18 protein-coding genes are annotated in these 12779 nt (G+C 52.8%); 5 read left to right on the plus strand and 13 right to left on the minus strand.

Annotation, left to right across the window (positions count from 1 at the left end; all coding sequences use genetic code 11):
- On the minus strand, positions 1 to 1010 hold a 1010-nt coding region (gene thiO / locus AC1HCM_RS06935; RefSeq protein ID WP_479461038.1), incomplete at its 3' end, for a glycine oxidase ThiO.
- 50 nt (positions 1011 to 1060) lie between these two features.
- On the opposite strand from thiO, the gene AC1HCM_RS06940 reads away from it, so the two are divergent.
- From AC1HCM_RS06940 to tatA, 3 genes are read left to right on the plus strand one after another with little or no spacing between them, the layout of a single operon-like run.
- On the plus strand, positions 1061 to 2737 hold the full coding sequence (locus AC1HCM_RS06940; RefSeq protein ID WP_479461039.1) for a carbon starvation CstA family protein: 1677 nt from the start codon (positions 1061 to 1063) through the stop codon (positions 2735 to 2737).
- The gene (locus tag AC1HCM_RS06945) at positions 2734 to 2976 is read left to right on the plus strand and encodes a cory-CC-star protein (protein WP_479461040.1); all 243 of its coding nucleotides are present in this window, start codon (positions 2734 to 2736) and stop codon (positions 2974 to 2976) included. The genes AC1HCM_RS06940 and AC1HCM_RS06945 overlap by 4 nt, the downstream gene beginning before the upstream one ends.
- A 30-nt stretch (positions 2977 to 3006) precedes the next feature.
- Entirely contained in the window at positions 3007 to 3234 is a 228-nt protein-coding gene (gene tatA, locus AC1HCM_RS06950) for a twin-arginine translocase TatA/TatE family subunit (protein ID WP_479461041.1), read from the plus strand.
- On the opposite strand, the gene AC1HCM_RS06955 is transcribed toward tatA, so the two are convergent.
- From AC1HCM_RS06955 to AC1HCM_RS06965, 3 genes are read right to left on the minus strand one after another with little or no spacing between them, the layout of a single operon-like run.
- A complete protein-coding gene (locus AC1HCM_RS06955; RefSeq protein WP_479461042.1) occupies positions 3231 to 3917 on the minus strand; it encodes a GGDEF domain-containing protein in 687 nt (228 codons plus the stop codon). The two genes, tatA and AC1HCM_RS06955, sit on opposite strands and share 4 nt — an antisense overlap.
- Positions 3914 to 4585: a 16S rRNA (cytidine(1402)-2'-O)-methyltransferase gene (rsmI, locus tag AC1HCM_RS06960; RefSeq protein WP_479461043.1), complete on the minus strand. Its 672-nt coding sequence runs from the start codon at positions 4583 to 4585 to the stop codon at positions 3914 to 3916. The genes AC1HCM_RS06955 and rsmI overlap by 4 nt, the downstream gene beginning before the upstream one ends.
- The gene (locus tag AC1HCM_RS06965) at positions 4585 to 4773 is read right to left on the minus strand and encodes a tautomerase family protein (protein ID WP_479461044.1); all 189 of its coding nucleotides are present in this window, start codon (positions 4771 to 4773) and stop codon (positions 4585 to 4587) included. The genes rsmI and AC1HCM_RS06965 overlap by 1 nt, the downstream gene beginning before the upstream one ends.
- Before the next feature lie 27 nt (positions 4774 to 4800).
- Here AC1HCM_RS06965 and AC1HCM_RS06970 point away from each other — a divergent pair, with 27 nt between their 5' ends.
- Complete coding sequence (locus AC1HCM_RS06970; RefSeq protein ID WP_479461045.1) at positions 4801 to 6141, plus strand: MFS transporter; 1341 nt, start codon at positions 4801 to 4803, stop codon at positions 6139 to 6141.
- A 2-nt stretch (positions 6142 to 6143) separates the two neighbouring features.
- On the opposite strand, the gene ribD is transcribed toward AC1HCM_RS06970, so the two are convergent.
- Genes ribD through AC1HCM_RS06995 form a run of 5 tightly spaced genes read right to left on the minus strand, consistent with a single transcriptional unit; the run spans position 6144 to position 8964 of the window.
- The gene (gene ribD, locus AC1HCM_RS06975) at positions 6144 to 7232 is read right to left on the minus strand and encodes a bifunctional diaminohydroxyphosphoribosylaminopyrimidine deaminase/5-amino-6-(5-phosphoribosylamino)uracil reductase RibD (RefSeq protein WP_479461046.1); all 1089 of its coding nucleotides are present in this window, start codon (positions 7230 to 7232) and stop codon (positions 6144 to 6146) included.
- On the minus strand, positions 7229 to 7612 hold the full coding sequence (locus AC1HCM_RS06980) for a DUF302 domain-containing protein (RefSeq protein ID WP_479461047.1): 384 nt from the start codon (positions 7610 to 7612) through the stop codon (positions 7229 to 7231). The genes ribD and AC1HCM_RS06980 overlap by 4 nt, the downstream gene beginning before the upstream one ends.
- Positions 7596 to 8036: a hypothetical protein gene (locus AC1HCM_RS06985; protein ID WP_479461048.1), complete on the minus strand. Its 441-nt coding sequence runs from the start codon at positions 8034 to 8036 to the stop codon at positions 7596 to 7598. Before AC1HCM_RS06985 ends, AC1HCM_RS06980 begins: the two co-directional genes overlap by 17 nt.
- Positions 8024 to 8509, minus strand: a complete 486-nt coding sequence (coaD, locus tag AC1HCM_RS06990; protein WP_479461049.1) for a pantetheine-phosphate adenylyltransferase — start codon at positions 8507 to 8509, stop codon at positions 8024 to 8026. Before coaD ends, AC1HCM_RS06985 begins: the two co-directional genes overlap by 13 nt.
- Positions 8506 to 8964 carry an RsmD family RNA methyltransferase gene (locus AC1HCM_RS06995; RefSeq protein WP_479461050.1) on the minus strand — a complete coding sequence of 153 codons (459 nt, stop codon included), beginning with the start codon at positions 8962 to 8964 and terminating at the stop codon, positions 8506 to 8508. The genes coaD and AC1HCM_RS06995 overlap by 4 nt, the downstream gene beginning before the upstream one ends.
- Before the next feature lie 100 nt (positions 8965 to 9064).
- Here AC1HCM_RS06995 and speD point away from each other — a divergent pair, with 100 nt between their 5' ends.
- Entirely contained in the window at positions 9065 to 9463 is a 399-nt protein-coding gene (speD, locus tag AC1HCM_RS07000; protein WP_479461051.1) for an adenosylmethionine decarboxylase, read from the plus strand.
- A 2-nt stretch (positions 9464 to 9465) separates the two neighbouring features.
- On the opposite strand, the gene AC1HCM_RS07005 is transcribed toward speD, so the two are convergent.
- The 4 genes from AC1HCM_RS07005 to AC1HCM_RS07020 form a co-directional block, all read right to left on the minus strand.
- The gene (locus AC1HCM_RS07005) at positions 9466 to 10314 is read right to left on the minus strand and encodes a slipin family protein (protein WP_479461052.1); all 849 of its coding nucleotides are present in this window, start codon (positions 10312 to 10314) and stop codon (positions 9466 to 9468) included.
- 8 nt (positions 10315 to 10322) lie between these two features.
- Positions 10323 to 11462 carry a bifunctional glutamate N-acetyltransferase/amino-acid acetyltransferase ArgJ gene (gene argJ / locus AC1HCM_RS07010; RefSeq protein WP_479461053.1) on the minus strand — a complete coding sequence of 380 codons (1140 nt, stop codon included), beginning with the start codon at positions 11460 to 11462 and terminating at the stop codon, positions 10323 to 10325.
- Positions 11462 to 12496 carry an OmpA family protein gene (locus tag AC1HCM_RS07015; RefSeq protein ID WP_479461054.1) on the minus strand — a complete coding sequence of 345 codons (1035 nt, stop codon included), beginning with the start codon at positions 12494 to 12496 and terminating at the stop codon, positions 11462 to 11464. Before AC1HCM_RS07015 ends, argJ begins: the two co-directional genes overlap by 1 nt.
- Positions 12497 to 12584: 88 nt before the next feature.
- A partial coding sequence (locus AC1HCM_RS07020) for an FCSD flavin-binding domain-containing protein (protein ID WP_479461055.1) occupies positions 12585 to 12779 on the minus strand: 195 nt, incomplete at its 5' end.

Consider the following 12779-nt stretch of genomic DNA (forward strand, 5'->3'; position numbering starts at 1 on the left):
CCCCTCTCAACATAGGAGAGGATAGTATGGGCGCTCGCCGGTGTCCAGAGTATGCCGTTCCTGTAGTGCCCCACGCAGACAAAGTAGTTATCTCCAGCTTCAAAGATGGGTGCCTCGTCGGGTGTGCCGGGTCTGAAGCCCACCCTAACGCCGAGAAACTCAACATCTCCAAGAGAGGGAAGGAGCCTGAGCGCACCCTCAGTTAGAGTCTTAACACCCCCCAGAGTAGCCCTGCTGTCAAAGCCCGCATCCTCGGAGGTAGCTCCGATTAGGAGGTAGTTCTCCTTGGGTATTATGTAGGCGACCCTTGAGTAGAGCACCCTCTCAAGCTCAATCCCCTTCACCTTGAGTATCTGTCCCTTTACCGGGAATACAGGGAGCTTCAGGAGGCTCTTGCTCCAGGCTCCTGTGGTGAACACGTAGAAGTCAGCCCTGTAGGTGTCCCTGTAGCCCTTCACGGACTCAACCCTCCCGTCCCTCTTCTCTATCTCAGTTATCTCGTCTATATGTATCTTTACACCGAGGTTCTCACACCCGAGTAAGAGGGCGTCCATTAGCTTTTCTGCATCCACGTTACCCTCATCCCTGAAGAGGAAGGCTCCGAAGGGCTCTTCGGACAGGAAGGGCTTTCTCTTCCTGAGCTCCTGAGAATCTAACTCCTCAACATCAACGCCCGTACGGGCGTACTCTTTGGCTAATCTCCCGACCTCTCTATGCTCTTCCTCGTCCATGGTTATCCTGAGGATACCCTTACGGTTGAAGTATATCTTCATGCGTGATACATCCTCAAGCCTGCGGATGAAGTCGGGATAGAGCTTCAGGCTCTCTACGGAGAAGGAGAGGAGGTCTCCCACCAAGCCCTCAGAGAAGGGAGCGAGCATGCCCCCTGCTACCCAGGAGGTTCCCTCTTCGTAGTTTCTCGTAACAACCCTGACGGAGTGCCCTGCTAAAGCGAGCTCAAAGGCTGCTGAGAGTCCTATAGCACCGCTTCCGATTATTAGGATATTCATAAACTTTAATATAAAACAGGGTTAGGGAATAAGGTCTTATAATCATTAACATGAGCGCTGTGGGGATAATCCTCTTCGCACTGCTTATGTACCTCTTTGGATACTTCATCTACTCAAGGTACCTCGCCCAGAGGGTATTTTCCTTAGACGACAGCAGGGAAACTCCTGCAAGGAAGCTTGAGGACGGCGTTGACTACGTTCCCACCAACAAGTGGATACTCCTCGGTCACCACTTCACCTCCATAACCGGTGCGGGTCCCATAGTTGGTCCGGCGATAGCGGTGATATGGGGGTGGCTTCCTGCGGTGCTCTGGGTTGTTTTAGGAGCGGTTTTCATAGGGGCGGTTCACGACTTTGGAGCCCTCGTTACCTCCATAAGGCACAAGGGAAGGTCAATAGGGACGATACTTGGTGAGTACGCAGGTGAGAGGGCAAGGGTTCTGTTTCTCCTCCTGATACTAGCCCTCGCTGTGCTCGTGAATGCGGTCTTTGCCTACGTCATCGCCCTCCTGTTTACGAAGTTCCCCTCAAGCGTCATCCCCGCCTGGACAATAGTCCCCCTCGCTATAATCTTCGGCTACAGCGTCTACAGGCTGAGGGTTAACTTCCTCATACCTACCCTATTCTTCCTCGCCATCCTTTATGCTTCCATGTTCATAGGCAAGGTATATCCCCTTGATATATCACCCCTTTCCGGCGCCCTCGGTGTAAGCCCAATAATGCTCTGGATAGTGATACTCTTCACCTATACCTTCTTCGCTTCCTCCCTCCCCGTCTGGCTACTGCTCCAGCCAAGAGACTTCCTGAACGGTCTTCAGGTCATAGTGCTCCTGATACTCATGTACATAGGGGCTCTCTTTGCGAACCCAAAGGTGATGGCTCCGGCGGTAAACCTCTCTCCTGAGGGGGCACCACCCATATTTCCCTTCCTGTTCATCACGATAGCCTGCGGGGCTTTGAGCGGGTTTCATGCCCTCGTTTCCTCGGGAACATCCTCAAAACAGCTCTCCAGAGAGAGCGATGCGAGAACCGTCGGCTACCTCGGGTTTCTTGGAGAGAGTTCCCTCGCTGTGGCGGTGATAATCGCCTGCACCGCAGGTATAGCCATGGTTTCGGCGGGCAGGTTTTCGGAGCTTTACTCCTCCTGGGCTTCAATAAAGAAGTCCGCAGTCCCGGCTGTTGTTGAGGGAGGGGCAAACCTGATATCTTCCTTGGGTATTGATGCGGAGCTTTCAAGAACACTCATAGCCACCCTGATAGTCCTTTTTGCAGCAACAACGATGGACACGAGCGTTAGAATACAGCGTTACATACTCAACGAACTCGGGCAGATATACTCCATCAACCCTCTTAAGAACGCCTGGACAGCCTCCCTTGTTGCGGTCCTCAGCTCAATGGCCCTCGTCCTCGCCAAGGAGGGCGGAAAGGGAGGGCTCCTGCTTTGGCCCATCTTCGGTGCCGCCAACCAGCTCCTGGCTGGGCTCGCCCTTCTCGTTACCTACCTCTACCTAAGGAGGGTTGGAAAGCCGACTATGCCCGTACTCGTTCCCCTCCTTCTCGTTCTGCTCATAACCTCGGTGGCTATGTTCATAAACACGGTGAGCAACGCCCTGAAGGGGGACTACCTCCTCGCCTCGGTAAGCGGGCTTATACTCCTGCTTGAGGTGGCTATCATCCTTGAGTCCATAAAGGCGGTCAGGACGGAAAGCATGGAGGCTGAGGCTTGAAGCTGTCGGAGGTCTTAAGGGAGTTTTACAGGCTCAAGTTCGGTCAGGAGTTTCGCCGGGAGGCTCGGAAGCTGGACGAGGTATTCCTCTTCTTTCTTTTCTCCGACTACTTTGGGCTTCCGAATCCCTACAAGCTCTTCTTCCTTGAGGCTTATCCCGAGCTCCTTGCCGAGTTCCACGCGTGGCACAGAAGGATGGGTATGAAGAGCTCCCCTTTGGAGTGGATAAGGTGCTGCTGAGAGGTTATATTAAATAGAGGAGGTTAGAGAATGTTTCACATGCCTACGATACCGGAGCTCCTTGTAATCCTTGCGATAGTCTTCGTCCTTTTCGGTGCCTCAAGGCTTCCCGAGGCTGGGAAGGCTCTCGGAGCAGGCATAAGAAACTTCAAGAAAGCCCTCTCGGGCGAGATAGAGGTTGAGGAGGAGAAGAAGGTAAAAGAGGTGAAGGCTCAGGAGGTCAAGGAGGAAGAGAAGGAAGGAAGTAAGGCGGGTTAATCGGCAACGACCCTGTTCTTCCCCTCCCTCTTTGCTCTGTAAAGGTTCTCGTCAGCCCTCCTTATAAGCTCATCCATATCTTCACCCGAGCTGAGCTCGGAGACACCTATGCTCACGCTCACACTACCCACAGGCTCAAAGTAGGCTTCTCCTATGGCACGTCTTAACCTCTCCATAACCTTGACCGCTGTGTTGAGATCCGTTTCGGGCATTATGACTATGAACTCCTCACCACAGAACCTGCCCACTATATCCGTTGACCTCAAGTTTTTCTTGAGGGTATGGGCTATCTCTTTAAGGACCTCGTCTCCGACGAGGTGTCCGTAGGTATCGTTTATCTGCTTGAAGTCATCAACATCAATTATTGCGATGGAAAGGGGCGTTGCCTTCCTCTTAGCCCTCTCAAGCTCAATCCTGAGAAGGTCAAGGAGCATCCTCCTGTTGGGCAAGCCCGTGAGGGGGTCGGTGGTAGCCATCTCCTGCAAAAGCCTCTCCTTATCCTTCAGAGAGGAGTAGAGGTGGTGAAGGAGGGAGAGGAGAACCCCGAAGAGGAGACCAACTCCGAAGGGGACTATATAGTGTCTGACATCGGTAGTATCAATACGGAGAATAAATCTGTGGTGAACGTAAGAGGCGAAGAGGGTAACGAGGATTGAGACCGCAACTATAAAGACGTAAATCACCGCTTTCGGCTGAATACTACAACCACCTCCCCTTTAATATTACCCCTTGATGCAAGCTCTTCAACGACTTGAGACACAGTGCCCCGTATATACTCCTCGTGCACCTTGCTTATCTCCCTGGCAACGGAGAGGAAAACCTCACCGAAGGTCTCTCTGATAAGGTTCAGAGTCTTCAGGAGCCTTTTTGGAGACTCGTATATCACTATCGTTGAGTCTCTACACTGGGCGAGCTCCTCAAAGAAGCTCCTCGTTCCCTTCTTGGGCGGGAAGCCGGCGAAGAGAAACCTGTCGGTGGGAAGACCAGAGCCGACGATGGCTGTGATGAGGGCGGATGGTCCGGGGAGAACCTCAACCTCTATCCCCTCCTCTATACACCTCCTTATGAGCCTGTAGCCTGGGTCCGATATGGCAGGCATACCCGCATCCGATACGAGGGCGACGTCCTCTTTGCGAAGGAGCTCAATCACCTTCGGTATCTGCCTCTCCTCCTTTGGCTCGTAATAGGGTATCAGCCTCTTCCCCTTTATCTCGTAGTGGTTCAGAAGTATCCTAGTTCTTCGGGTGTCCTCGCACAGGATTGTATCTACCTCTCTAAGGACGTCAAGGGACCTCAGGGTTATATCTCTGAGATTTCCTATAGGGGTGGGTACAACGTAGAGCTTTCCCATCAGCCCCCGTCTGAGAGGAGCTTACCCTCCTTCCCCCAGTTCTCTCTGTCTATCTCCTCAATGACAACGTAGGTGGCGGAGGGTGGTTTGTTGGCAACGTCCTGAAGTAGCTTAGTTATGCCCTCAACTATCTTAGCCTTCTGTTCCCTTGTCAGCTTCCCGGCAACCTTAACGTTGACATAGGGCATGGGAAATATATTAGCATAGGGTTTCGTATGAGGCTGATAGAGACGGACATAACCTGCAGGCTTGATGCCCTCCCCTGGAGCAACTTCCACACGAAGTTCCTCATAGCCCTCGGGATAACCTGGATACTTGACGCCTTTGAGGTAGTTATCGTCGGAAATGTCCTCGGGAGCATGAAGTCCTCTCTCGGGCTGACCCCTGTGGAGAGCTCCCTCGTCATAAGCGGATTCCTGCTGGGTGCTATAGGGGGCTCCTTTCTCTTTGGATACCTCGCAGACAGGTACGGGAGGAAGAGGGTCTTCATAATTACCCTACTCCTTTATTCCTTGGGCACATTCCTAACAGGCTTTGCCTGGGACTTTTACAGCGCCTTCGCCCTCAGGATAGTCGCCGGAGCAGGGATAGGGGGTGAGTTTGCAGCTATCCACTCGGCGATAGACGAGTTCGTGCCCGCAAGGCACAGGGGTAAGGTAGATGGCTTTGTTGTGGCTTCCTGGAACGTGGGAAGCATCTTGGCGTCCCTTACAGCCCTCGCTCTTCTGAAGAACCTGCCTCCCGAATGGGGCTGGAGGTTAGCCTTCTTTCTGGGAGGGGTCATAGCCCTTCTGATAATCTGGGTAAGGAGGAGCGTCCCCGAGTCTCCAAGGTGGCTCCTGTCAAAGGGTATGGAGGAGGAAGCGGAGAGGGTAGTGAGGGAGCTTGAGAGGGAGGCGGGGGTGGAAAGAAGGGTTGAGAGCTGTTCAATCCCCGTCTTTGAAGGCGGACTCCTTGAGGGTCTCAGGCTAATAATCGGGAACTACAAGTGGAGGTTCCTCTTCGCAAGCTCCCTGAGCCTTACCATACTCACAACTTACTACGGACTGGTTTCCCTCCTTCCCATAAGCATCGCTCCAGCCATGGGTGTTGATGACAGAGAGATACCCACCTTTTTCCTCTTAGGCAGTGTGGGAGGTTTCTTTGGTGGGGTGGTCGTTGCTATATTCTCAGACATCTTGGGCAGAAAGGCTACCGGTCTAGGTGTTGGAATCCTGTCCGCCCTCAGCACCTTAGCCCTCCTCTGGCTTGATAACTTCTACGTAGCCTTCGCAATCTACTCCTTTGTAGCCTTCTCCTTTGCAAGCGTAGCTTACGTCAGCGCTATGGAGATATTCCCCTCCCACATAAGGGCGACCGCCATAGGATTGATATCAATAGTAGGCAGGCTGGGGGGTGTCTTAGCTCCACCTATCCTAATCTCTGTATCCCAGGCTGGTTACGAGTATGGGATATACGGGCTCTTTGCCCTCTGGATGGTGGGAGTGGTTGCCTACCTGCTTTGGGGAGCCTTCGGTGTTGAGGCGAGGGGAAAGCCCATTGAGGATATAGTCTGAGTCTACCACCTGAGACCGGCGCTCTCCTCCTCCCTACGGTATTCAAAGACCCTGTCTTCCTTTATACTGAGTTCCTTTACCAGCTTTACCCTGAGGGCACTTTCAATGCCTTCAATACCGAGGTTGCCGAGGGTGAGACCATCGCCGAGTATCTTTGGAGCCTGGAAGAGGACGAGCCTGTCCCACAGACCTTCCCTCAGGAAGGAGCTCACCGTAAAGGCTCCTCCCTCAACGAGGAGGTGCACAACCTCCCTGTGGGCGAGCTCAACGAGGAGGTCCCTGAGCTCTATCCTTTCCATGAAGAGGAGGGCAACCCCTCTCTCCTCCAGCTCCCTCTCCTTAGGTGGGTTCCTTCTCGTGAAGACCACGAGGGTCTGAGCCTCTCCGTCGGAGACGAGGTTTGAGTCAATCGGAATCTCAAGCTCAGGGTCTATCACTATCCTGAGGGGTTGTCTCTCAAAGGGGAAGTGCCTTACAGTTAGGGATGGGTTGTCCCTGATGACGGTGTTTATCCCCACGAGGACGGCGCTCGCTTCAGCCCTCAACCTGTGGGCATACTTCCTGCTCTGTAGGCTCGTTATCCACTTGCTCTCGCCCCTCAGGGTGGCTATCTTCCCGTCAAGGGTCTGGGCGAGCTTCAGGGTCACGAAAGGCCTTTTCTGGGTGACGAAGGTAAAGAAGTCGCTGTTGAGCTCCCTTGCCTCCTCCTCAAGCAGTCCGACCTCCACCTCTATCCCTTCCTCCCTGAGCTTCTCTATTCCCTTACCCGAAACCACAGGGTTCGGGTCCTTCGTAGCTACAAAGACCTTCCTAACACCAGCTCTGATGAGGGCGTCGGTGCAGGGAGGTGTCCTCCTGAAGTGGGTGCAGGGCTCAAGGGTTATGTAGACTGTGGAGCCCCTTGTCTTCTCTCCAGCCTGCTCAAGGGCAACAACCTCGGCATGGGGGTAGCCGGCTCTCTCGTGGTAGCCAAGCCCCACTATCTCACCGTCCTTTACTATGACGCATCCAACGGTGGGATTCGGATGGGTAAGTCCCTTACGCCTCTTTGCGAGGCTCAAAGCCAAGGACATATAGCCTTCGTCGCTCATCTCGCTGACTCTTCCATTATCTCCTTTACCACCGATTCAATCTCCTGGGCTATATCTTTGAGCTCCGGCTCGTTGAACATCTCAATCATCTGGAGGGGTGATATGGTCGCCAAGACGGTCTTGCCGTTCTCCTCGTATATAGACACCCTGCAGGGCATGGCGGTTGATATGTCAGGTCTCTTAGAAAGGACCTGGCTCGCAGCCTTGGGCTGGCATATCTCAACTATTACACAGCCGTAGCTTATTGGGTGCCCCTTGCTCTGGAGTATGTTGGTCACCTCGTGGGTGCCCATAACACCAAAGCCCTTTGACTTGGCGGTCTCTTCAAGCTTCTGCCTTACCTCTTCAAGGGGCTTGGAGCTCTCAACCTTTATCAGCATCTTCCAACCTCCTGAAGTTCTTGAGAACCTCAAAGTATATTTTATCAACGAGGTCGTCTATAGCCTTCCTTCTGGGAACATCACCGAGCCCTCCGGTGGGCAGGCTGTAAGGAACGCTACCTCCGACGGAAAAGGAGCTCCCCCCTACCGAGATCTCAAAGGATAAAGAGAGAATGTAGGAGCTGACCCGCTGGCTCGGACTGTAGGCTAAGGGCGTCTCCCTGAAGTCTCTGACCCTTACCCTCAATCTCTTTGAGCCGTCTTTACAGGAGAGCTCTCCTCCGCTCTCCAAGATAGCCCGCTCCACCATCTTCAGCAGAGCGTAGCTCAGGTAGGGCTCGTTGGTCTCGTTCTCAACCTTCTCTATGCAAAAGACACCCGCCAAGGCGGGTGTGATTATAAGGCTAAATATCAGCCTCCACACCTGAACCTCTCCCTGAGCTTCCTCTCAACGAAGGGGTGAACGAGGTCCTTGAGCTCTCCACAGTAAGAGGCGATGTCCCTGACTATTGTTGAGCTTATGTGGATGTAGTCCTGGGAGGGCATCATGAACACGGTCTCAACTCCGGCGAGCTTGAAGTTCGTGAGGGCTATCTGGAGCTCGTACTCAAAGTCCGTAAAGAGCCTCACACCCCTGACTATTATGTCAACACCCTCCCCCCTCATGAAGTCCACAAGAAGGGAGTCAAAGCCCTTAACGCTGACCCTGTCCCCTAAGTGGGAGACCATCCTCCTGAACATCTCCATCCTCTCTTCCTGAGTAAAGAGGAGGTTCTTCCTCGGGTTCTTAGCCACCGCAACTATAACATGGTCAAAGAGCTTTAGGCTCCTCTCCACTATGTCCAGGTGCCCGAGGTGCGGTGGATCAAAGGTTCCGGGATAGACAGCCCTGCTCACCCTCTCTTCCTCCAGAAGGAAAGAACGGTATCTCCGTAAACCCTCTCTTCATCAGCTCCAAAGCTCTCCCTCTTGCTGTGCTCAAGGACAAAGATACCTCCGGGGCTCAGAACCCTGAGAGCCTTCTCTATCAGTCTGCCGTAATCCTTGAAGGAGTAAGGCGGATCCGCAAAGATTATGTGGGGCTTGTCCTCCAGCCTATCAAGAACCCTGAGGGCGTCTCCTCTTATCACCTTACCCTTTGCAACCTTCTTTATCTCCATAGTCCTCCTTGGGTCCTTCTCAACGTATATGACCTTGGCTCCTCTCTTTTCAGCCTCAAGGCCTATCTGTCCTGTGCCGGCGAAGAGGTCAAGGAAGGTAAGCCCTTCTATGTCTCCTAAGATGTTGAAGAGGGCGTTCTTGACAAGAGAGGAGGTAGGTCTCAGGCTCCGCCTGTTCCTTGTCTTTTTCACAAAAAAAGATTATACTTTATATTCGCTTTCAAGGAGGTTCAGCTATGAGCTGCACTATGCTTTTCAGGCTTTTCCAAAACTTTTCAAGGGAGGATAGGAAATGGCAAAAACCCTCGGACTGCATATCTTAGCGGACCTTTACGGAGTGAACGCGGAGCGCATAGACCGCGTGGAAGACGTGCGTGACCTACTTGAGACCGCCGTTAAGGTCGCTAACCTTACCAAGATCTCATCCCACTACTACCAGTTCCAACCCCATGGGGCGACGGGGGTTGTCCTCTTAGCCGAATCCCACATATCAATCCACACCTGGCCTGAGCACGGACTGGCAACGGTTGACGTGTACACCTGCGGGGACCCTGCAAAGGCTTACAGGGCTATGGAGTACATAGTGAGCACCTTGGAGCCCAAGAGGGTTGATAAACAGGTTCACGAAAGGGGACTGGTAGGAGAGCAGAAGCAGTCCGAGGAACTGCGAAGTATACTGCTGAGCGCCTGAGCTCAGGGTTTCTTCTTCATAAACTCCGCAAGCTCAAAGGGGAAGGGGAAGATTATCGTCTTGGCGTTCTGCAGCCCTATGGTGTGGAGCGTCTCAAGATAGCGGAGCTGAATGGCTATCGGCTCGGTGGCGAGTATCTTTGCAGCATCAAGGAGCTTCTGAGCTGCCTGGAACTCAGCCTCAGCGGATATTATCTTAGCCCTCCTCTCCCTCTCAGCCTCAGCCTGTCTCGCTATAGCCTTCCTAAGGTCATCGGGCAGGTCAATCTTCTTTAGCTCAACGGCAACTACCTTAACTCCCCAGGGGTCAGTTTGCCTGTCTATTATCTCCTGAAGCTTGAGGTTTATAGCCTCCCTGTTTGAGAGAAGCTCATCAAGCTCCGCCTCACCGCAGACGCTCCTCAGGGTTGTCTGGGCTATCTGGGAGGTGGCGTAGAGGTAGTCCTCAACCTCAACTATAGCCTTAACCGGGTCAACTACCCTGAAGTAAACGACAGCATCCACCTGAACGGAGACGTTATCCTTTGTGATTATGTCCTGGGTGGGAACGTCCAGGGTAACGGTTCTGAGGGAAACCCTGACAACACGGTCTATTATGGGTATAACTATTATGAGCCCGGGTCCCTTCGCACCTATAACCCTTCCCAGACGGAAGACGACAGCCCTCTCGTACTCCGGCACAACCTTTATGGCTGCCAGGAGGAAGATGATTATAAGGACCGCTAAAACGACCACCGGTGAAAAGATCATGGCAATACCTCCAAAGTACTTGAGGAAGTTTCCTCCCATCGCTATAGCCAGGAATACCGCTACGAATATGAAGAAGGGAAGAGCCTCAAGGAGTCCCCTCATAGCCCACCTCACGTATGGTACTCGGCGTTCAGCTTTACATACTCATAACCTAAGTCGGAGGAGTAGTAAGTCCAGGAGTTTTTCCCCTCTTGGAGGTCTATGATTATCTCAACCTCCTTCTCCTCCTCAAGATACTTCTTCGCTCCCGCCTCAGCCTTGGGGTGGGGCTTGCCGTCGTAGAGGAGGTGGTTTCCCATGTAAATCTTCATCTTGAAGGGGTCTATTGGGAACTCTGTGCTCCCCGCAGCCGCCGCTATCCTTCCCCAGTTGGGGTCCCTGCCGTAGATGGCTGTCTTTACAAGGAGGGAGTTTGCCACCGTCTTAGCTATCTCCTTAGCCTTCATCTCAAGGGTAGCCCTCTTGACTGTTACCTTTATAACCTTCGTAGCACCCTCTCCATCCTCAACTATCTTCTTTGCCAGGTTCTGGGAGACCTCAAAGAGCTGATCCTCAGCCTCCCTCTCGGGAGCTACTACCTCCTCCAAAGAGACGAGGACGAAGCTGTCGTTGGTGCTCTCGCATCCGTCAACGGTTATTGAGTTAAAGGTTCTGTCCGCAACATCCTTATGGAGCCTTCTGAGGTCTTCGTGTTCAAGGGTGGCGGTCGTGAAGATGAAGGCGAGCATCGTCGCCATTGAAGGGGCTATCATACCAGCACCTTTGGCGAAGCCAAAGGTCTCTACACCCTCTCTCTTGACAAAATCAAACTTGGGAAACCTGTCGGTCGTTGATATCACCTGGGAAGCCCTCTCCAAGTCAAGGGGCTCCAACAGGGAGCAGGCGCTCTCTATAGCTTTAAGCACATCCTCTATGGGCAGAGGTCTTCCTATAACACCTGTGGAGAAGACGAGGACTTCGTCGTGGCGGATATCAAGGAGCTGAGCTACCCGATGTGCCATCATCTCGGCATGGATTATCCCTTCCTCCCCCGTTCCGCAGTTGGCGTTACCGCTGTTTATCACAAGGGCGCGGAACCTTTCCTTCTCCTTGGCTACCCTTTCGGAATATATGACCGAACCTGACTTGAAGTAGTTGTCGGTGAACAGAACGGAGGTTGTGCAGGGGTAGGGGAGAAGGACTACCAGAAGGTCGGGGTTGCCGGACTCCTTGAGCCCGGCTTTTCCAATCCCCATAAGTATATCGGGCATCAGTCCTCCTGAAGTTTTATGACTATGAACTCAACCCTTCTGTTGGTGAGTCTTCCTATGCTGTCCTCGTTGCTGGCTATAAACCTCTCCTTGCCGAAGCCAACGATCTCTATCTTGTCCTCAGGAACTCCCTTCTGGACAAGGTACCTCTTTACGCTCTCAGCCCTCTTTAGGGCGAGCCTGTCGTTGTACTCCTTTGTCCCTATTATGTCCGTAAAGCCCTCTATCCTGACTTTAACGAACTCGTTGCTCTTGAGGGTCTTGACCACCTCGTTCAGTATAGGGATATACTCCCTCCTTATGTTGTACTTGTCAAAGTCAAAGTATATCCTCGCGGTTATCTTGAGAGGCTCCTCCACGAGCTTTGGCTCTTTTTTGGGCTTTTCCTCCTTCACCTCCTCTTTGGGCTTCTCTTCGGGAGGAGGTGTGAAGACCTTTTTCTTGCCGGTGTAACACTCCAGCTCATTCTCCATTGCGACCTTGAGCTTGCTCTCCGCAACCCTGCTCTCGGTGCTTACCTCGTTGTAGAACTTCAGGATGAGGGCTGAGTTAGGCTCTTCCTTCTTCAGCTCATAGACGAGAGCATCGTAGAAAGCCTCAGCCCTTCCAAGCTCCTTTGGGGAACATTTGAGCGCCCTGTTTCCCCTGAGGAACTCTATCCTGCTGGTTATATCGCTAAGGTCAACGAGCTGGAAGGTAGCCGCCTTCTCCTCGTCCTTTGGCTTCGGCAGGCTCTCAATCGGTGTCAGTTCCTCCTTTCCGGTGAAGGAAGCGCTTATTGCCTTTGACGCATGGTTCATAGTCCTTATGGCAAAGATCTTAGAGCCCACATCGTCCGCCTCGGAGGCGAGGATTGAAGCGACCTCCTTGTAGCCCCTCGTCTTTGAGTATAGGTAGGGAGCCTTTTCCTTTGCTCCTACCTCGTAGGCTTTTACAACAGCCCTCTGGGCTTCATCTATACCCTGAGTTACCCTGAAGGAGAAGGTTATTCCTACTAGGAAGAAAACAGCCAAGAGGATACTTGTTCTGAACATGCCTTTCCCTCCCATCATGATTATACTATACGGCTCGGAGGGGAAAGAGTTTAAAAAAAAAGAGAAAAGGGAGTGAGGGGAGCCTTTGTCAAAAGAACATGTCCCTCCACAAACCCCTTGCCCACTCGTAGTATCTCTTCGCCGTTGAGACCTTCCAGGTGTTGTCTTCCCTCAGGACCTTGGTTATCTCCTTCGTCCTGACGTTGTACTTGTACTCAACCTCAAGCATGATGGCAGACCTCAGGTTTACCATCGCATAGCATATACCGTGCTGTATAAGCTC

The sequence above is a fragment of the Hydrogenivirga sp. genome, assembly GCF_056450045.1.

What these genes read in the sequence shown, in the direction of transcription:
- AC1HCM_RS06940 (WP_479461039.1), top strand. Translation starts at nt 1,061, where the DNA reads ATGAGCGCTGTGGGGATAATCCTCTTCGCACTGCTTATGTACCTCTTT.
- tatA (WP_479461041.1), top strand. Translation starts at nt 3,007, where the DNA reads ATGTTTCACATGCCTACGATACCGGAGCTCCTTGTAATCCTTGCGATA.
- rsmI (WP_479461043.1), bottom strand. Translation starts at nt 4,585, where the DNA reads ATGGGAAAGCTCTACGTTGTACCCACCCCTATAGGAAATCTCAGAGAT.
- AC1HCM_RS06965 (WP_479461044.1), bottom strand. Translation starts at nt 4,773, where the DNA reads ATGCCCTATGTCAACGTTAAGGTTGCCGGGAAGCTGACAAGGGAACAG.
- AC1HCM_RS06970 (WP_479461045.1), top strand. Translation starts at nt 4,801, where the DNA reads ATGAGGCTGATAGAGACGGACATAACCTGCAGGCTTGATGCCCTCCCC.
- ribD (WP_479461046.1), bottom strand. Translation starts at nt 7,232, where the DNA reads ATGAGCGACGAAGGCTATATGTCCTTGGCTTTGAGCCTCGCAAAGAGG.
- AC1HCM_RS06980 (WP_479461047.1), bottom strand. Translation starts at nt 7,612, where the DNA reads ATGCTGATAAAGGTTGAGAGCTCCAAGCCCCTTGAAGAGGTAAGGCAG.
- speD (WP_479461051.1), top strand. Translation starts at nt 9,065, where the DNA reads ATGGCAAAAACCCTCGGACTGCATATCTTAGCGGACCTTTACGGAGTG.
- AC1HCM_RS07005 (WP_479461052.1), bottom strand. Translation starts at nt 10,314, where the DNA reads ATGAGGGGACTCCTTGAGGCTCTTCCCTTCTTCATATTCGTAGCGGTA.
- argJ (WP_479461053.1), bottom strand. Translation starts at nt 11,462, where the DNA reads ATGCCCGATATACTTATGGGGATTGGAAAAGCCGGGCTCAAGGAGTCC.
- AC1HCM_RS07015 (WP_479461054.1), bottom strand. Translation starts at nt 12,496, where the DNA reads ATGTTCAGAACAAGTATCCTCTTGGCTGTTTTCTTCCTAGTAGGAATA.